This window comes from Sediminibacterium goheungense, assembly GCF_004361915.1.
GTDB classification, from domain to species: Bacteria; Bacteroidota; Bacteroidia; order Chitinophagales; family Chitinophagaceae; genus Sediminibacterium; species Sediminibacterium goheungense.
The window spans coordinates 1,402,722-1,424,257 of sequence record NZ_SNWP01000010.1; the positions used below are offsets into that span (position 1 = coordinate 1,402,722).

The following is a 21,536-nucleotide window of genomic DNA, read 5'->3' on the forward strand; positions in this document are numbered from 1 at the left end:
AGTGTAAATTATAGCTATACCAGTTAGGGGAGCTGGTATTTAACTTTTAACTCTGCGCAAATACGATCAATAGATACTTCAAGAGGGGTGTAGGCAAATGTTGGAAGTGTTTGTAATAAACGGGTATTATCGAAATTTACTTTTGCCTGCGCCGTTTTTGCTGTTTCTCGTGTAAGCAGTGGTTTTTTCCTGGTAAACCAGGATTTTACAGCTTCCACCCGCCATACAATGGCAGCCATTAACGGACTTACTTTCCGTGACGGTATTTTTTTCCCGAAAGCTTTTGCAATCAGGTTAAAAACAGATCGATAAGGAACATTAGCACCACTTATAATAAAGCGCTGGGCAGAAATGGTACTTTGCATCAATTCCATCATGGCTGTTACTACATCTTCCACATCTACAAAACCACTTATACCTTCGGTATACCATGGGAACTCATCATATGCCGATTTGAAGATAGCGGTAGAGCCACTGCTCCAGTCGCCTGCACCCAGTATAATGACAGGGTTTACAATTACCGCATTCAATCCCTCACCTATACCTCTCCACACTTCCATTTCTGCCAGGTATTTACTTTTACCATATTCGCTGTTACTGGTTTCAGGAGTCCAGTTCATGGTTTCATCAATGGCCACATCTTCTCTTATACGTCCCAGTGCAGCTACAGAACTCATGAATACCATTTTTTTCACTCCTGCATTCAATGCTGCATTCACCACATTGGCTGTTCCTTCAATATTTACATGCTGTAATTGTTTTTTCTGATCAGGACTGAAAGAAACAACCGCCGCACAATGGTATACCTGTTCTATATGCTGCATGGCATCTTCCAATGCCATCACATCCAGTATATCGGCCTGAACCCATTCTACCAGATGGGTTATATCTGAAACGGGTATGGAATTTCTGTAAGTGGCGCGAACTTTTTGTCCACCCAAAACCAGTCGCCTCAGCAAGTGAGAACCTACCAATCCTGTTGCGCCGGTAATCAGAATCATGAAAATTATTTGCGTGAAGATATATGAATGCGTGTAATCGCTTTCTCTTTATGAGCATTTATTACAAAGCCCACTCACAACCAGATCGTTTTGCATTGCCTTGAATCCATCCGGTAATGCTACTTTCGGAACGGTTACATGATCAAGGCAATAAGTAGTACCACACTCATCACACATAAAATGTACGTGATCGTCGTGGTGATGACCCGCCGAGCATTCATCCTTACAAAGCGCATACCTTACAGAATTATCGGTGGTGGGTATGGTATGAATGATCCCTTTTTCAACAAAAGTTTGTAATGTTCTGTAAATCGTTACACGGTCAAACTCTGTTCCACTCTTTTGCTCGATGTCTGCATGAGCCAATGCACCATTGGCATCAAAAAAATGAGATAATATCTTTTTCCTACTCTCAGTAATACTGAGGTGGTTTTTCTTCAATAAATCAACAATACGCTCGTGCATATATTTTCCTCCCTACTGTGGATTATTCGTAAAAATTCCATTCACAAAATTCCCGGATCCTTTTTCTTTCAATAATTCAGCAATATCTTTTTTTAGTTTTTCGAGCTCATCCGCTTTTAACCCATCATAAATCTGTCCGCGCACTTTTCCCTTCTTATCAATGAGTGCGAAAAACTGTGTATGGATAAACTGATCTTCAATTTTTTCAAAATTGTTTTTTGGGTCATCCAGTAAATAAGAATTACGGGCCATTTGGTATAAACTATCTTTTCTACCGGTTACCAATATCCATTTTTTAGTATCTATCTGCATAGAATCTGCATACACTTTCAGTCTCGCTACTGAATCCGTCTCCGGATCACAGGTATGCGCCAGTATCATAAAATCGGGTTTGTCTTTATAGGTTTCATAAACGTCCTTCATACCTTTATGCATTTTCGGGCAAATGCCTTTACAGGTAGTGAAGAAATATTCAACCACTGTTACTCTACCCAACAGATCTTTTTCTGTTACAGGTACCCCATCCTGGTTCCTGAACATAAAAGGTTTTACATAACTGAGTTCGGGCAGCTTCACTCTCCAATTATCAGTTCCTCTGAAAAGGAAAAAGTAAAACGCTGCAACCAATACAGCAAAAAATAACAGGTAACCGATTAACTTCTTATTCATAGCCTACTAAAACACAAAGTTACACCCCATTTGGTTCAGAACAGGGCAGGATAAAAGTTTAGAATATATTTTGCAACAATGTTGCATTGTTATATATTTGCAGCCACATGAATTTTAAGATCAATTGGGACGCATTTGGTATTGCCACATCACTGGCATGTGCCATCCATTGCGCTTTATTGCCCTTATTCATCACCAGTTTACCCTTATTCGGATATGATATCATTGAAAATAACTGGTTTGAATATGGAATGATTGCGCTGGCTTTTGTGGTAGGTACTTATTCATTGTACCATGGCAGAAAAAAACATCACCATAGCTGGATGCCCATGATTTTTTTTACAGTTGGTATTATCCTCTTACTCGGTAAAGTTATCTGGCATCATTGGGAGCTATGGTTACTGATTCCTTCAGTAATCTGCATCATTACTGCTCACTATCTTAACTACCGCATGTGTCGCTCACACAACCATGCCCATAGCGACGATTGCAACCATTAACAGGTTCTGGTTTGTGTTTCACAATCGTGACATACGATAATAATATTATCCGCGAAACGAGGACTCACACTTGATTTCAGGCCATTTACCTCAATTTCAATCAACTCATCATAGGGTTGTCTGGCAAGTACTTTAATAGGTTGATTGATGCGCAGACCCACTTTATCTACATACTGCAGAAAGGTAGCCGAGTTATCTTTTACCCCTACCATTTTGCATTGATGTCCTACGGTTTCTTCATTCAGGGTTTTCTTTTCAGGTATTTTCATTTCACCTGTAGCCGATGGAATAACATCGCCATGCGGGTCGAATGATGGATAATCCAGCAACTCATCAAGCTTATCGATGAGTTTTGAACTTTGAATATGCTCCAGTTGTTCCGCCACTTCATGAACTTCATCCCAGGTAAAACCTAAATGTTCGTACAGAAAGGTTTCCCAAAGCCGGTGTTTTCGCACAATTTCAATCGCCTTTTTGCGTCCCTCAACGGTTAACGAAGATTTTCCGTATTTCTCATAATGAATCAACTGCTTTTCCCGCAATTTCTTCAGCATATCATTGGCAGTGGCTGGTTTAACACCCAGATGGGCAGCTAGTTCATTGGTACCAGCCTCCGATTTGTCGACCTGTTCAATGGTTAACTGTAATAGTGCCTTCAGGTAATTCTCTTCCGTTGTAGATAACATGCTTCAAAGATAAAAGAAAAGACAAACTATTTTTGTTAGATTAACCTAACATTTATAATTTTACATGTCGAACTAAACATTCTTAGCCTTTATGAAGGGTTTATTGAGCATTTTTCTAATTTTCCTGGCTTTTTCAGCGCAATCCCAGCAGGTAACAGTGGCTGGCAGGATTACGGCATCCGGGAAAGGCATAGCAAATGCTTCCATTCGTATACTCAACGGTGTTGCTCAGGCCACATCAGATAGCAGTGGGTTTTATACTATTTTCTTACCCATGCAAGGAAGCTATACACTGGTAGCTGAAATGGTAGGCTATGAATCCTTCAGAAAAAAAATACTGGCAGTTACTACCCAAACGCTTTTACTGGACATTGTTTTAAAAGAAGCAGCTATTACTGTTTCCGATGTAGTAGTTACCGGCACACTCAAGGAAGTAAGAAAAATGGAAAGTCCAGTTCCGGTAGAAGTATTTACACCCGCATTTTTCCGAAAAAATCCAACACCTAATATTTTCGATGCACTACAACAGGTAAATGGTGTGAGACCACAGTTAAACTGTAATATCTGTAACACAGGTGATATACATATTAATGGACTGGAAGGCCCATATACCATGGTATTAATTGATGGCATGCCGATTGTGAGTAGCTTATCGACGGTATATGGTCTGTCTGGTATTCCCAATGCTTTGATTGAAAGAGTAGAAATCGTAAAAGGTCCTGCCTCATCCCTCTATGGAAGTGAGGCTGTTGGAGGATTGATTAATATTATCACAAAAAATACAGCACACGCAGCCAGGCTTTATGCAGATTATATGCATACCAGTTGGAATGAAAAAAGCGCTGACCTTGGTTTTGCAGGGAACCCTTCAAAAAAAATAGCGGTTCTGACAGGATTGAACGGCTATTTATATGATCGGCCGATAGATAAAAACAAGGATGGGTTTACAGATGTAACACTACAGAAAAGGCTTTCTGTTTTTCAGAAATGGTCTGTAACAAGAAAAGAAAACCGGCTCTTCAGTTTTGCAGCACGTTACTACCATGAAGACCGATGGGGAGGCGATATGCGTTGGAACAAAAGCTTCAGGGGAGGTGATAGCATTTATGGGGAAAGTATTTATACCAGCAGATGGGAACTTACCGGTCAGTACCAGTTGCCCACAAGGGAAAAAATACTATATGCTGTTTCCTACAATTCGCATCAGCAGGATAGCCGCTATGGCACTACCTCTTATATTGCCAACCAGCAAATTTTTTTTCAACAGCTCACATGGGATAAGAAAGCAGGCATCCATGACCTGTTAACCGGTGCCGCATTACGTTATACCTATTATGACGATAATACTCCTGCCACAGCCAGTGCGGATCCTCTCAACCCGAAAAATGAACCCCAACAAACCTGGCTACCAGGTATTTTTGTACAGGATGAAATGAAAATAGGGCGTCAGCAATTACTATTAGGATTGCGATATGACCGGCATTCCATTCATGGTAATATTATTACCCCCAGAATCGCTTATAAACTTACCCTAAGCGGGAATGAAGCCATCAGATTGAATGCCGGAACAGGTTTTAGGGTGGTGAATTTATTTACAGAGGACCATGCTGCACTCACTGGTGCCAGAAAAACAGTGATCAGAAATGAACTCAAACCCGAGCGTTCGTATAATATAAACCTCAACTATTCGAAAAAACGCATAACCGGAAATGGTACCCTTATAGGATTAGAGGTATCTGTCTGGTATACTCATTTCAGCAATCGGATCATTGGTGATTATGAAACAAACCCTAACGAAATTATTTATGATAATCTACAGGGTTATTCAGTAAGTAAGGGAATTACGGTTAATACTGACTTTAGTTTTTTAAATGGTATAAAAGCAATGGCGGGTTTTACACTGCAGGATGTATCACTGAACGAGAATGGCATCAAGACACAACAGATACTCACAGAAAAAATTACCGGCACCTGGTCTGTTTCTTATAAAATCAACCCATGGAACCTTGCAGTTGACTATACAGGTAATTTCTATGGTCCCATGCGATTACCTTTATTAGGACCACTTGATCCGCGCAAACCCTATTCACCCGTATGGAGTTTACAAAACATACAGTTTACCTTTTCCGGGTGGAAACAGATAGCGTTTTATGGCGGCGTAAAAAATCTCCTCAACTGGACACCCAACAAAGGCAATCCTTTTCTCATTGCCCGCACGCATGACCCCTTCGACAAAAAGGTTCAGTATGATACAAATGGACAAATAAAAGCTACCACTGAAAATCCCTATGCGTTGAGTTTTGACCCAACCTATGTATATGCACCTAACCAGGGCAGAAGAATATTTATTGGTATCAGGGTTTCGCTCAAGTAAAAAAGATTCTTTCATTGCATTACAAAAGCAATACTTTGACCAGAAAATTCGCAACAAAATCCTCTTCGTGAAATATACGCCAATGAGTAAACACTAATTAATCCTATTCACCATTGACCATTCACCATTCACCAATTTATTGAATCGAATAACTCACACCGCCATCTTTCTCATCTTTCAGCTGAACACCTAATGCAGCCAGTTCATTCCTGATCTTATCACTGGTAACGAAATCCTTGCGTTCCTTTGCTTGCTTCCGTATATCAATCAGTAATTGTAGTACGCCATCCAGTTTACCATCATCTGCTGTTCTTTCACCGGTGAGGCCAAAAATATCTTCAATGTAAAGTTTCAGCTGTGTTTGTAATAAAACCAATGTCTTTCCACTTACAGCATCAGCCTTAATATGTTTATCCTTGATAGAATTAATAACCGAACTAAGTTCAAACATATTGGCCAATACTTTGGCCGTGTTAAGATCATCGTTCATGAACTCATCAAACTCATTGATCAACTGTGCCACTTTTGCATCCTGTACGGTGTCAGTAGCTGATGTATTATTGTCAAAATTTTGTTTGCTGAGCCATTCATAGGCATCCCACAAACGGCGCAGTGCTTTTTCAGATGCCTGTAAAGCTTCATTACTAAAATCAAGTGTTCCTCTGTAATGGCTCTGCAATATAAAAAAGCGAACCGTCATGGGATGATAGGCCTGCTCCAGAATGGGGTGTGTACCTTCGAACAATTCACTCAGCTTAATAACATTATTATAGCTCTTACCCATTTTCTTACCGTTAATGGTAATCATATTATTATGTAACCAATAACGTGCAGGTGTGATATGATTGCATACAGTACTCTGTGCTATTTCGCATTCATGATGCGGAAACTGAAGATCCATACCTCCTCCATGAATATCAAATTCCTTCCCAAGGTATTTGGTACTCATGGCAGAACATTCAATATGCCATCCCGGAAAACCTTCGCCCCATGGACTCTGCCAACGCATAATATGTTCTGGTGGTGCTTTTTTCCAGAGAGCGAAATCACTTTTGTTTCTTTTCTCTTCCTGGTTATCCAACTCACGTGTGGTGTCTAACTGATCATCTAACACACGTCCGCTTAAGATACCGTAGGGTAATCCTTTTTTCGAATACTCGATATGATATTTCTCTACATCAAAATAAACAGATCCATTTGCCTCATAAGCATATCCATCAGCAATGATCTTTTTAATCATTTCGATCTGCTCTACAATATGCCCGGTTGCAGTGGGTTCAATGCTGGGTGGCAGGTTATTAAACTGTGCCATAGCCCAGTGATACAGGTTGGTATATTTCTGTACCAGTTCCATCGGTTCCAGTTTTTCCAATACAGCTTTTGAGCTGATTTTATCTTCTGCTTCTCTTCCTTCTTCTTCAAAGTGCCCTGCATCTGTAATATTTCTTACATAACGTACTTTATAACCCAGGTACATAAGGTATCGGTATACCACATCAAACGTAATAAAAGGTCGGGCATGACCCAGGTGGCTCTCTCCGCTTACGGTAGGTCCGCATACATACATACCTACATAGGGTGCATTGATGGGTTCAAAAACTTCTTTTTTACGGGTGAGTGAGTTATAAACTTTGAGTGACATATTCTTTAATTAGGGAAATCAAAATGAGGTAACACAAACCATTGGCCTGAAAGACCTGAATAGAATCAGCAACAACAGCAGCAGGTATATATGCTTTTTAACATCATGATACTGCGAAGATATTTTATTTTTTTAATTGCAGATCAGAAACCAGCATGATATGATCGCTCAGTCCTTCATCAACCATATCAAACATTTTTACGGTGAACGCAGGACCGGCTAAAATATAATCGATCCGGAGTGTAGGTGCCAGTGCGATAAAACTCCTTCCGATACCAAACCCCTTTTTCAGGAAAGCATCCTGCAAAGTGCCTTTTATATGGAAATAGGTATAAGAATTGGGTACATCATTAAAATCGCCACAGATGATGGATGCATACGGACTTTTATCCAGTTCAGTTCTTACAATACCCGCCTGAACGCCCCGTCTTTTGAATGCCAAACGCATTTTCCTGACGATGTTTTTTGAGGCACGAAGACCTTCATCATCCTGATCCTTTATTTTTTCAAGATCTGTGTAATCTGCCTCTTTAAACTTGAAAGATTGCAAATGTGTGGTAAACACACGGATGGTATCCTGCCCTTTCAAAATATCAGCATAGATCAGGCTTTCTGCTACCGGGTATTTGATTTTACCTGTATTTGCAATCGGATACTTTGAAAAAATAATACATCCCGACTGGTATTCTCCACCATCTCGTACATAATCCTTAGAGAAATGGTAGTATGGATATCGTTTCGTAAAAAGTGATAAATTGTTGGATTCCGGATCGCGCCCCTCTTTGTGATTAAATTCCTGTAAACAAACGATGTCGGGTTCAAATTTCAGAATCGACTCCACCACTTCTGTTCTTGCCAGCTTTCTCACTTTTTTGTCTTTGGTAAAGCCATTAAAACTCTGGATATTCCAGCTAATCACCCGCAATAACCCTTCCCGTTTTCTTTCACTTACTGCCGGACCGGGTTTCCAGGCGAAGACCACATTTACCTGTTGAAAACCGATCAGTAAAGCGGCAACAGATACCAATGCCAGTTTAGGTTTTACAATCAACCAGAAAATAATAAAGAAAATAAGGCCGATAATCAGGTAAGGTACTATCAAACCTGTAAAACCAATCATCCACCAGTTTGCTGTATTGAGAAAAGGACTTAAACAGGCAAGAAGGAATAAAACAACGATCGTCAGGTTCAGAATGACGACCAGGGTTTTGGTTGCCCGCCGGAGAAAACGCCTTGCCATGTGTTAAAAATACTGATTAATGGCAGTATCCAAGGGAAAAATAATACGGCTTACAGACCAAAAGTGTGCGGCTGAAAAAATCAGACATCCTCAGTACTGGCTCTCTTTAGAAAAGCCTTTTCTTCATCAGTAAGAAACTGGTATCCCTGTTGATTTATTTTATCGAGGATTTCATCAAGCCTTTGTTGTGTCAGATTGGCTTTTTTCTCAAAAGGTCTGGTTTCTGTTTTATAGAAATGTCTGGAAGAAGATGATTGCTTTTTGTGTTTTTTTTCCGGGTTAAACAGATCATCCAGCCATTGCGCAAACCTGTTCATCCATGCACCCCAGTCTGACCCTCTGCGCATCTGACGGATATACAAATAACCTATCAGACCGGCCATTAGATGACCCGCACCAATGCCGGCATTACTGCTGGCCAGTGTTGCAAAATCAATCGCTACGAATATCAGCGTAATAACCCACAAAGGAATGCCCCCATTGATCAGTGGAAATACCCTGTAGTCAGGTGCCAGTGTAGTAGTAGCTACAGCAATAGCCATAACGGCTGACCCTGCACCTAAGAGGGGTGAAACATTCTGTACATTATTAGCCAACACAGGCACCAGGTTGTTCATCAGCAGGAAGGACAGGCTTCCGGTAATGCCTCCATAGATATAGACGGGAATCAGCTTATTATTACCCGCCAGATCCTGTAAAATAAAACCAAAGCACCATAACCATAACATACTGCTGATCAGTTGCCATACACTATGATGGGTGATCATAGCCGAGATCAGGGTCCATGGGCGCGATAAAAAAACATCTGTCTGTGCGGGAAGACTTAACCAGTTTAATACCTGACGATAAAAGAATTCGTCGGGTATTTCTGATAAATAGTATACAATTTTGATAAAGTTTACAATCACAAACATCAGCATATTCACGGCAAACAGGAATACCAGTGAGTTGTTATCCTGACCGAGTAATATTTTTTTATTATTGCTTTTATAAGATTGCATAGCCATATCGCACCATTTCTTTATTAATACAACGTTTTTTTGTTTGTTTTGTTCCAGGTAATTACAATCAGCAGTCCTACCAGTCCACCTCCGATATGGGCCCATCTGGCAACATTATCACCCGCCGAATTTTGTATGGCGTAAAATACCTCATAACCGAAATAAAATAAACCCAGCCATTTAGCCTTAACCGGAACCAGAAAATAAATGTAGATATAAGTATTCGGGAAAAGATAAATGAATGCTGCCAGTATTCCGAATACTGCACCACTCGCACCAACCGTTGCTGTATTCAGGCGACCATCATAAAAAGCAGTAATATTTGAAAGAATCTGCTCAGTAATCTCACGGTTTGCAGGAGTGGAACGCAGGTAATTGATAAGTTCTGGCTGATACCAGCTTAACTCATATTTACGACCAAAGCTGAGTAATGCATCTGTAAATGCTACTGCATCGTTTTGCGATTGGGCCACCAATGCGTAATCCCTGATCATGGGCGATAGTTCATAAGAAAGAAAAAGCAGGTGCATTAATGCTGCACCCAGTCCGCAAATCAGGTAAAAAGTCAGAAACCGTTTGGCACCCCATACATTTTCCAGCACCGAACCAAACATCCAGAGGGCAAACATATTACCGATGATATGGAAGTAGTCCTGCGTACTATGCATAAACATATGCGTAAGCAGTTGCCAGGGTTTGAACAACTCACTCTGCCATGCGTGTAATGCAAAATTGTCTTCGAAGGAAAAAACGGGAACGGCGCCTTTTGAGAACGTAACCTGCGCAAGGAAAAAAATACCATTAATGATCAAAAGATTTTTGATGATAATCGGTAATATCTCAAATCTTCCCGGTCTGAATTCTGTCATGTCAATAACGCCATTGCGTATTTAATCGGCTGAATAAATATTAATCTCTCAATTTTAACTGTACCACATTTTCTATATGCAAGGTATGTGGAAACATGTCAACAGGCTGAATTTTTGTTACCTGGTATTTCTCATCGAGTAAAGCCAGATCACGTGCCTGCGTGGCAGGATTACAACTTACATATACAACCGTTGGTGCGGCAATATCTAATAATTTTCTAACCAGTTTATCGTGCATTCCTGCCCGGGGAGGATCGGTGATCACTACATCCGGTTTTCCATGAGTTGTAAAAAATACATCATCACAGATATCAATCACATCACCTGCAAAAAAACGGGTGTGCGTAAGCCCATTCAGTTTTGCATTCTCTTTGGCATCTTCAATCGCATCTGCCACCACTTCTACACCCACCACCCGGGCAGCCCCCTTACTTACAAAAATACCAATACTACCCGTACCACAGTATAGATCGTACACAGTCTGGGTACCATTTAATGCTGCGAATTCGCGCGTTACCTGGTACAATTTCTCAGCCTGCTTGGTATTGGTCTGAAAAAAAGATTTTGGGCTGATCTTGAACTGAAAATCTTCCAGTTTTTCAATGATATATCCTTTACCACTGTATACCTGAGGGTCCAGATCAAATAAGCTGTCATTCTTTTTGGTATTGAGTGTATACAGCAGGGTGGTAATCTCAGGAAAAGTCTGCAGCATTCCGTTCAGGAGTTTTTCCCTGTGCGCTTTGTCTTCATAACCAAGTATCACGTTTACCATCAATTCACCCGTGCTGGTATTTCTCACAAACATATTCCTCAACCAACCCTGGTGCTGTTTAATATCGTAAAATGGCAACCCGTTTTCCAGTGTATAATCTGCCGCAAATTTCCGGATATGGTTCGTTGGCTCAGCCTGTAAATGGCAGGTTTCGATTTCAACCACTTTATCAAAAAAACCTCTTGCATGAAACCCTGCCGCACCCGGTAACTCATCTGGATTAATACCATCTGCTTTCATCTGTCTGAAAACATCAGAAGGGATGTATTTACGGGTCGCAAAAGTGTATTCCATTTTATTCCGGTAATAGCGGGTCTCTCCTGCACCCATGATCGGCATAATTTCCGGAAGAGTTATGCGGCCAATTCGGGTAAGATTATCCGTTACCTGCTTTTGTTTGTACTTCAGTTGCTGCTCATAAGGGAGCATCTGCCATTGACAGCCACCACAAACACCAAAATGAGTACAAAATGGCTGTACCCGATCAGGTGAAAACTGATGGATCTGTATGGTATGACCTTCTGCCCAATCGGACTTATTTTTGGTAAGCTGAACATTTACCACGTCACCTGGTACGGCCCCTTCAATAAAAACAACTTTACCGTCAACCCTGGCAAGTGAACGACCCTCAGCAGCATAATCTTCTACCGTGATATTTTCTAAAATGATCCTTTTCTTTTGTTTTCTCACAGTGCAAAGGTAAACAGTATGTTCCTGAAATGATGTATTTGACAGATGATTAACGGACTCATGCAGGTATTTAACTAATTTTAGGCCCAATAATAAGGATATGAAATACTGTTTTACATGGATGGCATTATTGGCATTATCAGTATCGGCTCTGGCACAGCCCGCAGGCAAGACTACAAAACCAAAACCCAAAACTGCCGGAACGGTTGCCCCAAATGCCGGTAGCAGCGGAAGGAATATTGCGATTACACTCACCCCATTAAAAAACTGCAAGGTTTATCTGGGTAGTTATATGGGCACTGGCAGAACCCTTGTTGATTCTGCTGTTTTAAATGAGAAGAGTCAAGGGGTATTCAAAGGCGATAAAAAACTAACGGGAGGTATCTATTTTGTGGTTTCTCCGCAAATGACCATACAATTTGAGGTATTGATGGACAATATCCAGCAGTTTAGTATTGTGGGTGATACTTCATTAAAAGATCAGGCCGTTATTCGTGGTTCGCTTGATAATGAGCTTTTTAAAACCTATACCGGCTTCTCTGTTGAAAAGGGGCAGCTCATTCAACAACTAAGCAATGCTTACAAAACGGCCAGCAATAAAACAGATTCCAGTCGTTTACTGGAAGCGCTCAATAAAGCCGATAAAGAGTTACAGGATTATAGAAAAAATATCATTGAGCAACACCCCAACTCGCTGCTTGCTATGTTATTCAATTCCATGAAAAGACCAGAAATCCCTACTGTTCCGGTGGTCAATGGTAAACCTGATTCGGCTTATCCTTACCGTTTTGTAAAAAATCATTTCTGGGATGATGTTTTATTCAGTGATGATCGCCTGCTCCGTACTCCTTTTTTTGAGCCGAAGCTGGATGATTATTTCAGGTACTATGTTTCTCCTGAACCAGACTCTATTATCGAAGAAGTAAAATATATTTTATTATCAGCACGCACGGGTAAAGAGATTTATCCCTATCTGCTTACCAAGTTCACCAATAAGTATATGAACCCCGAATTTATGGGGCAGGATAAAGTATTTGTATATCTCTTTGAAAACTTTTATGCCAAGGGTGATACTATGATACTCAATCCAGCATCAAGGAAAACAGTGGTGGAAAGGGCTTATAGTCTAATGGCCAACCAACTTGGTAAGCCGGCACCTGTATTGAATTTAACCGATACTACCGGAAAAACATCTTCACTCTATTCCATCAATGCAGATTTTACCGTGGTTGCTTTCTGGGATCCCAACTGTGGACATTGTAAGGAAGAAATGCCCCGTCTCGATTCTTTTTATCAGCATAAATGGAAGGGTATGAAAGTTGCCGTGTATGGAGTAAATATTTATGAAAATGAAGTGCCAGCCTGGAAAAAATTCATTACAGAAAAGAAACTGGAAGGCTGGATACACGCCTATCAGACAAAAGCTGCAAAAGATGCAGAGGAAAAAGCGGGCCAACCCAACTACAGACAGCTGTATGACATTTTTAAAACTCCTACCCTTTATCTGTTAGATAAAGACAAGCGCATTATTGCCAAACAACTAAGCCTTGAACAATTTGACGATTTGATAGCAACAAAAACGAAAAAAAAGTAATAGCAATACCTTAAAATAAAATCCCGGTCTATTCAAACCGGGATTTTTATTTTAAACGAGTTCTTTCACCACATTCCAAATCACCTTAGGCTTACCTAAAGTATAATAGTGTAATACAGGAACACCAAATGCTTTCAGTTCGCGGCTTTGTTGTGTAAGCCATTCCGTACCTACCTGCTCACATTCAGCATCAGTTTTACTTTTCATGATGGCATTCGAAAGATCGGTAGGTATGTCTACATGGAAAATACGTGGCAAAACAGATAACTGCTTTTTATTGGTAATGGGTTTCAATCCAGGAATAATGGGAACATGTATGCCCATATCCTTACAGCTTTTTACAAAATCGAAAAATTTCTGGTTATCAAAAAACATCTGGGTCATGATGTATTCAGCTCCGGCATCTACTTTTTCTTTTAGTTTAGCCAGGTCTATTTCCAGATTAGGCGCTTCAAAATGTTTTTCAGGATAGCCTGCCACACCAATACAGAATTTTGTTTTACCGCCATTCTTGATATCCTCATCTATATAAAGGCCATTATTCATATTGTTTACCTGACGAATCAGGTCCAGCGCATAATGGTTGCCTCCCGGTTCTGGTTCAAAAGCAGATTCATTTTTGGCCGCATCGCCACGAAGTGCCAATACATTATCAATACCCAAAAAATCCAGATCAATCAGCGCATCTTCGGTTTCACGTTTAGTGAAGCCTCCACAAATAATATGCGGAACGGCATCGACCTGATAATGGTTCATGATGGCGGCGCAGATACCTACGGTACCCGGACGTTTACGCACTTCCACTTTTTCAAAAGTACCATCTGCTTTTTTCTTAAACATGGTTTCACTTCTGTGATAGGTAACATTGATCCAGGAAGGTTTAAATTCCATAAGAGGATCAAGGTGATCGTATAGTGAAAAAATGGTTTTCCCTTTTAAAGGAGGTAGTACCTCAAAAGAAATCAGGGTATCTTTTGCCTGTTGAATATGTTCTGTAATCTTCATTCCAGCTTGCTTGCGGGTTCTAAATGGCTGCAATATACAGTCTTAACCGCTTTATAAAAACATCTGTTAATCCGGTCACTGTGTGTGTTTGTGCAAATGAGAAGCCCTATTTTTGTTGAAACGAAGATTTTGAGCCTTACCATACATACCCGCCAATTAGTAAAAAGTTACAAGGGAAGAACCGTTGTAAAACAGGTAAGCATTGATGTGCATCAGGGTGAAATTGTGGGTTTGCTCGGACCAAACGGCGCTGGCAAAACCACTACTTTCTATATGGTGGTAGGTTTGATTAAGCCCGATGAAGGAAGCGTGTTCCTGAATGATACCGATATCACAAAGCTTCCCATGTATAAACGTGCCCAGATGGGTATCGGCTATTTGCCACAGGAAGCCAGTGTATTCAGAACCCTGAGTGTAGAAGATAATATACTTGCCGTACTGGAAATGACAACCCTCACCAAAAAAGAGCGGATATACAAACTGAACCAGTTACTCGACGAATTCAACCTGCACCATGTTCGTAAAAACAATGGCGACAGTTTAAGTGGTGGAGAAAGAAGGAGAACAGAAATCGCACGTGCTCTGGCAGTAGACCCTAAGTTCATATTACTGGATGAACCTTTTGCGGGCGTAGACCCGATTGCTGTAGAAGATATTCAGGGTGTCGTTGCCCGGTTAAAATACAAGAATATTGGTATCCTGATTACCGATCACAATGTAAATGAAACCTTATCTATCTGCGACCGCGCCTACCTGCTGATTGAAGGAAAGATTTTCAAACATGGCACTGCTGAAGAATTGGCAGATGATGAACAGGTAAGAAGGCTTTATCTGGGCACCAATTTTGAATTACGCCGTAAAGACTGGATTATTGAAATGGGGAAAACACATCATGCTCCTTCTGCTGAAACTGAGTAAGTGTCTCCTTTATACCAATAAGAAGTTTTCATACTAAACTACCCCCGATTAGCTTTTCTCATTCCGATTGCTTATTTTGCTGTTATCAACCATGAAACTGCTCAGTCCCGCAATATCCCGTTTGGCCAGATTAAGGCATTGGCGCATAGAGCAATGGATGAGTGACCCAGTTGCCGCACAAAGAGAAGTATTACAGGACCTTGTTACCCATGGACAGTATACCGAAATAGGGCGTAAATATGGTTTTACTTCTCTTTTTAATATCCGGAAATTTAAATCCGCTGTCCCCATCCATGAATACGATGACCTGAAACCTTATATCGAAAGATTGATGCAGGGCGAACAACATCTTTTATGGAATACGCCTGTTAATTGGTTTGCCAAAAGCAGTGGAACTACCAGCGATAAAAGCAAGTTTATTCCTATTACACAGGAAAGCCTGGAAGACTGCCATTATCAGGCTGCAAAAGATGTGCTGACACTCTATTACAATTATCATACTGAAAGTCATCTTCTCACCGGGAAGGGATTGGTTATTGGCGGTAGTCATCAGATCAGTAAAGTGAATGAAGAAGTAAATTATGGCGACCTGAGTGCGGTGTTACTTCAGAACACACCTATCTGGGCCAACTGGATCAGAACACCAGAACTTTCGATAGCGCTGATGGATGAATGGGAAGAAAAAATTGAAAAGCTGGCCCGGTCTACCATACCCGAAAATGTTACTTCTATTTCAGGTGTACCTACCTGGACATTGGTTTTAATAAAACGCATTCTTGAGATCACCGGAAAAGAAACACTGAAAGAAGTATGGCCCGATCTCGAATTGTATATTCATGGCGGTGTATCATTCACTCCATACCGCGAACAGTTTAAAAAACTGATTGGCAGCAATTGTACATATCTTGAAATGTACAATGCAAGTGAAGGTTTTTTTGCGGCACAGGATGATCCGAATGAAGAAGGGATGTTACTCTTTTTAAACCATGGCATTTTTTATGAGTTCATGCCTGTTGAAGAATATGGAAAAAATGAACCTCAAACAATTGGTCTTGATAAAGTAGTATTGAATAAAAACTATGCACTTGTAATCAGTACCAATGGTGGTTTATGGCGGTACCTGGTTGGTGATACTATTCAATTTACCTCTCGCAACCCATTCAGGATAAAAGTAAGCGGCCGTTTAAAACAATATATAAATGCATTTGGCGAAGAAGTAATTGCAGATAATGCCGATAAGGCCATTGCCATTGCTTCAGAAAAAACAGGATTAACTGTAAAAGACTATACAGCCGCACCAGTTTATTTTGGCGACCATAGCAAAGGCGCTCATGAATGGCTGGTTGAATTTGGGGAATCATCGGTTTGCACGGAAGCATTTGCATTCGAACTCGATTGCGCACTCAAATCATTGAACAGCGACTATGAAGCCAAGCGGTATAAAGATCTGGCATTAACCCTTCCACACGTACACGCAGTACCCACAGGCTTATTTAATCAATGGTTAAAAAGTAAGGGCAAATTGGGTGGTCAACACAAAGTACCGAGATTGAGTAACGACAGGAAATATATTGATGAGATAAAGCAGATGATGTAAAAGTATTGTAGAACAAGCCTGTTACCCTCTATGAACCCTACCACAAATACTTGCAAAAATTGCGGCAACAGCTTTCAGGGAAAATATTGTAACCAATGTGGCGAAAAAGTATACCTGGAGAAAGACAGAAAAATCATTCACCTTTTTGAAGAGGTATTCCATTTTTTAACGCATTTTGAAGGAAGTTTTTTTACGACCCTCAAAACCATGTTCACTAAACCCGGACAGGTTTCTACCGACTACTGTGATGGTATCCGGAAAAAATATTTTAAACCCTTATCACTTTTTTTGCTCCTGGTGGTCCTTTATCTTTTATTTCCACTGGCTTCCGGGCTGAATATGCCACTCAAAAACCATCTGGAAAATGCCCGGTATGGTGCATATGCAACTGCAAAAGTGAATAGCTACCTGACAGCACATCCTGATCAGCGTTTTAAAAGTATAGAGCAGCTGTTTGCCACAAAAAGTGAAAAGCTATCCAAAATTTTATTGGTATTCATACTACCACTTTGTGCGCTGGTATTATAGCCGATCAGCTTCTTTAAAAGGAAATTTTTCTTTGATCAGATGGTACTCTCGTCTGAGATTAACTCTTTTTTTCTCCTGATTAATTTTTTCATCCTCCCTCTGATTATCATCACAATTGTACTTATTTGCAGGTTGTTTCATGGATCTTCAGATTGGCTAACAGATGATATGTATACGTTTACGGGCCAGGTAATAACGGCTATATATACAGCGCAGGCATTTAAACGATTTTATCATTTCGGTCTCCTGCGAAGGATCATCATGGCAACCGCATTTATTTACTTACACAGCTTTATTGTCTACACCTTATATAAATTCATTTTATTTGCAACTGTATTCTATCAAATACACTAACTATGAAATTACTTAAAGGAAAAGTATCTATTGTAACCGGTGCAGCCAGGGGTATTGGTGCTGCCATTGCTTTAAAACTGGCAGAACAGGGCAGTCATATTGCCTTTACCTATGTAAGCGACAGCAGTGCCGAAAAAGCTGCAGCCCTTGAAACCCAGCTAAAAGCTTTGGGTGTAAATGCCAAAGCCTGGAAAAGCAATGCCGGTGATTTTGCCGATTGTGAAAACTTTGTCAGCGAAGTACTCAAAGAATTTGGAACCATAGATGCCTGTGTTAACAATGCCGGTATTTCGAAAGACAATCTCCTCCTGCGGATGACCCCTGAACAATGGGACGATGTGATGGATATTAACCTGAAAAGCGTATTTAATATGACCAAACAGGTAATTCGCCCTATGATGAAAGCTAAATCCGGTAGTATTATTAACATGAGTTCCATTATCGGAATCAGGGGTAATGCCGGTCAGAGCAGTTATGCAGCCAGTAAAGCAGGTATTATTGGTTTTACCAAATCTGTAGCGCATGAACTGGGTAGCCGCAACATCAGGTGCAATGCCATTGCCCCAGGTTTTATTGAAACGGATATGACCCATTATCTTCAGGATGGAGACGGTGCCGCAGAGTTTCTGAAAAAAATACCCCTTGGTCGATTCGGCAAAGCGGAAGAAATTGCCAATACAACCCTTTTTCTGGCCAGCGATATGAGTTCCTATATTACCGGACAGGTGTTAAGTGCCTGTGGCGGTTTGAATATTTGATCAAATCATCAACAGTTTAAACAGTCGTTGTAATGGGATTACAACGACTGTTTTTTATTTTTTATAGAAAATTCCCCCTGAATCAAAGAAACTCATATATAATTAGTTAATTTTCAGTGTTTTAATTTATAGGCATTCTGCTTATTTTTTTGTTAAACAAATGTTTATGCTTGTATCTTGTTTAACGGGCATTTACATTTGCAACTCATTATGGGTAAACGAATTATCAATATTTTTCTGATTCTGGTACTGGCAGTGCAGATACTTCCCATCCAACAGATGGGTAAGCTTTTGTACACCAATCAGTTTACAGAAGAAATACCCCATAATCTTGATCACTCCGGAGAACCTCAGCAATCAGAAGCCAAAAGCGATTTTATTTCTACACCTGAGCTTTCCATTTTTCACCAGAAAGACTTTATTGGTCTTATTCGTCCCGTTACAGCCGATGTGATCCCACAAAATCACACAACGGAAATTCATGTACCTCCCCCCAATTGCTAGTTACACTCTTATCAACTAGTTAGCTTTCTATCTTACTTATTACAAATTTATGCATGAATAAATACATAAAACATGCAGGTGCCGATGTATCTGCGTCAATCGTTGTTCTTTTAGTGGCTTTACCGCTTTGTCTGGGTATTGCACTCGGATCGGGGGCTCCTCTTTTTTCCGGTATTATTGCCGGCGTGGTTGGCGGTATTGTAATCGGCGCATTAAGCGGTTCACAGCTAAGCGTGAGTGGCCCTGCGGCAGGACTCACCGTAATTGTCGCTACTGCTATCACAAAGCTTCAGGTATATGAGGCTTTCTTACTGGCCGTTGTACTTGCTGGTTTATTTCAGCTGATATTTGGTTTTATTAAAGCGGGTGTTATTGGTGATTATGTTCCCAATGCAGTAATTAAAGGTATGCTGGCTGCCATTGGTCTGATACTCATCATGAAACAGTTCCCACATCTGGTAGGTTATGATGCTGATTTCGAAGGAGATGAATCTTTCATTCAACCTGATCATGAAAATACTTTTTCTGCCATATTCAGTGCTGTAAAATATATTACCCCCACAGCATTTATTATTGGCGCTGTTTCATTGATATTACTCATGCTTTGGGAAAGCAAATTCATTAAATCAAAAAAAACACTGAAACTGATTCCCGGCCCATTGGTTGTGGTGCTTGTGGGAACCCTGTTAAATGAATACTTCAAAACGGCACAACCTAATTATGCACTAGAAGCAAAACACCTGGTAGCATTACCTGTGGCAACAGATATTAATTCTTTTATTTCATTCCTGACCTTTCCGGATATTGCTTTCCTGAAAAATCCGGATGTATGGATTTCTGGTATTACGATAGCAATTGTAGCTAGCCTTGAGACATTATTGGGTATCGAAGCAGCCGACAAATTGGATCCACTCAAAAGAGTAACACCTACCAACAGAGAATTAAAAGCACAAGGGGTGGGCAATATGTTATCTGGTCTTATTGGTGGATTACCACTCACTTCTGTTGTAGTAAGAACATCAGCGAACATCTCAGCCGGTGCAAAATCTAAAATGTCTACCATTTATCATGGTGTCATGATGATGCTCTGCGTTATGTTCATCCCCTTTATATTGAATAAAATTCCACTGAGTGCCCTGGCAGCGGTATTGATCTTTACCGGGTATAAACTTGCAAAAATCACTTTATTTAAAGACTTTTATAAAAAAGGATGGGATCAGTTTGTTCCCTTTGTAGTTACCATTGCTGCCATTCTGTTAACAGATTTACTCATTGGGATTATAGTAGGTATTGGTATAGGACTATTTTTCATGATCAGAACTAATTTCAGATCAGCTGTAATGGTTGTAAATGATAATAAAAATTACCTGATCCGTTTCAGAAAAGATGTTTCCTTTCTGAATAAACCAATCGTTAAAAAGAAGTTGGAAGATATGCCTTCCGGTTCCTTTGTAATCATTGATGCTACCCGTGCCGATTTTATTGATAAAGATGTAATTGAAGAAATAAACAATTTTCTTTGTCACGCACACCTGAAAAAGATAAAAGTAGAAATCAAAACCAGTCAGAATAAATCAATGCATGACCTGTTTGTAAATACACAAAACACAGAAAAATGAAAATTTACGAGAAACTATTATTAGAAAATAAAGCCTGGGCCAACGAAAAAGTACATACAGACCCGGAGTATTTCAGCAGGTTAGCAGATATTCAGAAGCCCGACTTTTTATGGATCGGATGCAGTGACAGCCGCGTGCCGGCCAATGAAATCACCAATACACAACCTGGTGAAATTTTTGTTCACCGGAACATTGCAAATATGGTGGTGCATACTGATGTAAACCTGCTGAGTGTGCTCGATTATGCAGTTACCCATTTGAAAGTAAAACATGTAATTGTTTGCGGACATTATGGTTGTGGAGGTGTAAAAGCAGCCATGACTAACCATGATTTCAAACAGGTGTTGAATATGTGGCTCCGTAACATCAAAGATGTATACAGAATACATCGCGATGAACTGAATACCATTCAGGATGAGCAGCAGAAATTCGATCGTCTGGTTGAATTGAATGTACAGGAACAGGTAATGCATCTGGCCAAAACATCCATCATACAAAGGGCGTGGAAAAATGAGCAGAGGCCTCATTTACATGGTTGGGTATATGGCTTAAAAGACGGTTTGATTAAACCCGTTTTTGAAATGCCGGCCAATACCAATATTGATCATCTGTATGAATACGATGACCTTTAATATCAATTGCCCGTGCCGGGTAATCCGGCAAAGGCAATTTTCATATGGATCAAAAAATATTTATAAGGGAAAGAATTCATCAGCAGAACAATTCACCGGTTCTGGTGTTGTTCAG

General features: G+C 40.3%; 21 protein-coding genes. 10 read left to right on the top strand and 11 right to left on the bottom strand.

Translation table 11 applies throughout. The annotated features are described in order from the left end of the window. Nucleotides 1-23: 23 nt before the first annotated feature. The 3 genes from BC659_RS05955 to BC659_RS05965 are packed head-to-tail and all read right to left on the bottom strand — an operon-like array spanning nucleotide 24 to nucleotide 2,135. Nucleotides 24-1,001, bottom strand: coding sequence for an NAD-dependent epimerase/dehydratase family protein (locus tag BC659_RS05955; RefSeq protein WP_133473753.1), 978 nt, complete (start codon nucleotides 999-1,001; stop codon nucleotides 24-26). Between the two features lie 48 nt (nucleotides 1,002-1,049). Beyond that, a complete protein-coding gene (locus tag BC659_RS05960) occupies nucleotides 1,050-1,466 on the bottom strand; it encodes a Fur family transcriptional regulator (RefSeq protein WP_133473754.1) in 417 nt (138 codons plus the stop codon). A gap of 12 nt (nucleotides 1,467-1,478) precedes the next feature. After that, complete coding sequence (locus BC659_RS05965) at nucleotides 1,479-2,135, bottom strand: SCO family protein (protein WP_133473755.1); 657 nt, start codon at nucleotides 2,133-2,135, stop codon at nucleotides 1,479-1,481. 107 nt (nucleotides 2,136-2,242) lie between these two features. Here BC659_RS05965 and BC659_RS05970 point away from each other — a divergent pair, with 107 nt between their 5' ends. Then, entirely contained in the window at nucleotides 2,243-2,635 is a 393-nt protein-coding gene (locus BC659_RS05970) for a MerC domain-containing protein (RefSeq protein WP_133473756.1), read from the top strand. Here the strand turns inward: BC659_RS05970 and BC659_RS05975 are convergent. Further along, nucleotides 2,632-3,321 (bottom strand): metal-dependent transcriptional regulator, encoded by a 690-nt coding sequence (locus BC659_RS05975; protein ID WP_133473757.1) that lies wholly within the window; start codon nucleotides 3,319-3,321, stop codon nucleotides 2,632-2,634. The two genes, BC659_RS05970 and BC659_RS05975, sit on opposite strands and share 4 nt — an antisense overlap. A gap of 91 nt (nucleotides 3,322-3,412) precedes the next feature. Here BC659_RS05975 and BC659_RS05980 point away from each other — a divergent pair, with 91 nt between their 5' ends. Next, nucleotides 3,413-5,695, top strand: a complete 2,283-nt coding sequence (locus tag BC659_RS05980) for a TonB-dependent receptor (protein ID WP_133473758.1) — start codon at nucleotides 3,413-3,415, stop codon at nucleotides 5,693-5,695. Nucleotides 5,696-5,831: 136 nt separating this feature from the next. On the opposite strand, the gene cysS is transcribed toward BC659_RS05980, so the two are convergent. The 5 genes from cysS to rlmD form a co-directional block, all read right to left on the bottom strand. Continuing rightward, nucleotides 5,832-7,337 carry a cysteine--tRNA ligase gene (gene cysS, locus BC659_RS05985; protein ID WP_133473759.1) on the bottom strand — a complete coding sequence of 502 codons (1,506 nt, stop codon included), beginning with the start codon at nucleotides 7,335-7,337 and terminating at the stop codon, nucleotides 5,832-5,834. A 124-nt stretch (nucleotides 7,338-7,461) separates the two neighbouring features. Further along, nucleotides 7,462-8,577, bottom strand: coding sequence for an endonuclease/exonuclease/phosphatase family protein (locus BC659_RS05990; protein WP_133473760.1), 1,116 nt, complete (start codon nucleotides 8,575-8,577; stop codon nucleotides 7,462-7,464). An 80-nt stretch (nucleotides 8,578-8,657) separates the two neighbouring features. Further along, a complete protein-coding gene (locus BC659_RS05995) occupies nucleotides 8,658-9,584 on the bottom strand; it encodes a rhomboid family intramembrane serine protease (RefSeq protein WP_162847362.1) in 927 nt (308 codons plus the stop codon). 17 nt (nucleotides 9,585-9,601) lie between these two features. After that, nucleotides 9,602-10,447, bottom strand: a complete 846-nt coding sequence (locus BC659_RS06000) for a rhomboid family intramembrane serine protease (RefSeq protein WP_133473762.1) — start codon at nucleotides 10,445-10,447, stop codon at nucleotides 9,602-9,604. Nucleotides 10,448-10,487: 40 nt separating this feature from the next. Next, nucleotides 10,488-11,912, bottom strand: coding sequence for a 23S rRNA (uracil(1939)-C(5))-methyltransferase RlmD (gene rlmD / locus BC659_RS06005; RefSeq protein WP_133473763.1), 1,425 nt, complete (start codon nucleotides 11,910-11,912; stop codon nucleotides 10,488-10,490). Between the two features lie 100 nt (nucleotides 11,913-12,012). Between rlmD and BC659_RS06010 the strand changes: the two genes are divergently transcribed. Then, nucleotides 12,013-13,506, top strand: coding sequence for a TlpA family protein disulfide reductase (locus BC659_RS06010; protein ID WP_133473764.1), 1,494 nt, complete (start codon nucleotides 12,013-12,015; stop codon nucleotides 13,504-13,506). 51 nt (nucleotides 13,507-13,557) lie between these two features. Here the strand turns inward: BC659_RS06010 and metF are convergent, their stop codons facing one another. After that, the gene (metF, locus tag BC659_RS06015) at nucleotides 13,558-14,511 is read right to left on the bottom strand and encodes a methylenetetrahydrofolate reductase [NAD(P)H] (RefSeq protein WP_133473765.1); all 954 of its coding nucleotides are present in this window, start codon (nucleotides 14,509-14,511) and stop codon (nucleotides 13,558-13,560) included. 129 nt (nucleotides 14,512-14,640) lie between these two features. On the opposite strand from metF, the gene lptB reads away from it, so the two are divergent. From lptB to BC659_RS06030, 3 genes are all read left to right on the top strand, one after another. Next, complete coding sequence (gene lptB, locus BC659_RS06020) at nucleotides 14,641-15,429, top strand: LPS export ABC transporter ATP-binding protein (RefSeq protein ID WP_133473766.1); 789 nt, start codon at nucleotides 14,641-14,643, stop codon at nucleotides 15,427-15,429. 91 nt (nucleotides 15,430-15,520) lie between these two features. After that, complete coding sequence (locus BC659_RS06025; protein WP_133473767.1) at nucleotides 15,521-17,026, top strand: GH3 auxin-responsive promoter family protein; 1,506 nt, start codon at nucleotides 15,521-15,523, stop codon at nucleotides 17,024-17,026. 30 nt (nucleotides 17,027-17,056) lie between these two features. Beyond that, a complete protein-coding gene (locus BC659_RS06030; protein WP_133473768.1) occupies nucleotides 17,057-17,554 on the top strand; it encodes a DUF3667 domain-containing protein in 498 nt (165 codons plus the stop codon). Here BC659_RS06030 and BC659_RS16935 read toward each other — a convergent pair. Further along, nucleotides 17,549-17,695, bottom strand: a complete 147-nt coding sequence (locus tag BC659_RS16935) for a hypothetical protein (RefSeq protein ID WP_211340708.1) — start codon at nucleotides 17,693-17,695, stop codon at nucleotides 17,549-17,551. The genes BC659_RS06030 and BC659_RS16935 overlap by 6 nt on opposite strands. A gap of 215 nt (nucleotides 17,696-17,910) precedes the next feature. Here BC659_RS16935 and fabG point away from each other — a divergent pair, with 215 nt between their 5' ends. The 4 genes from fabG to BC659_RS06050 all read left to right on the top strand — a co-directional run bounded on the left by fabG (nucleotide 17,911) and on the right by BC659_RS06050 (nucleotide 21,421). Further along, the gene (gene fabG, locus BC659_RS06035) at nucleotides 17,911-18,666 is read left to right on the top strand and encodes a 3-oxoacyl-[acyl-carrier-protein] reductase (protein WP_133473769.1); all 756 of its coding nucleotides are present in this window, start codon (nucleotides 17,911-17,913) and stop codon (nucleotides 18,664-18,666) included. Between the two features lie 210 nt (nucleotides 18,667-18,876). After that, nucleotides 18,877-19,170, top strand: a complete 294-nt coding sequence (locus tag BC659_RS06040) for a hypothetical protein (protein WP_133473770.1) — start codon at nucleotides 18,877-18,879, stop codon at nucleotides 19,168-19,170. 53 nt (nucleotides 19,171-19,223) lie between these two features. Continuing rightward, entirely contained in the window at nucleotides 19,224-20,789 is a 1,566-nt protein-coding gene (locus BC659_RS06045) for a SulP family inorganic anion transporter (RefSeq protein WP_133473771.1), read from the top strand. Further along, complete coding sequence (locus BC659_RS06050; RefSeq protein WP_133473772.1) at nucleotides 20,786-21,421, top strand: carbonic anhydrase; 636 nt, start codon at nucleotides 20,786-20,788, stop codon at nucleotides 21,419-21,421. The genes BC659_RS06045 and BC659_RS06050 overlap by 4 nt, the downstream gene beginning before the upstream one ends. The last annotated feature ends 115 nt before the right edge of the window (nucleotides 21,422-21,536 follow it).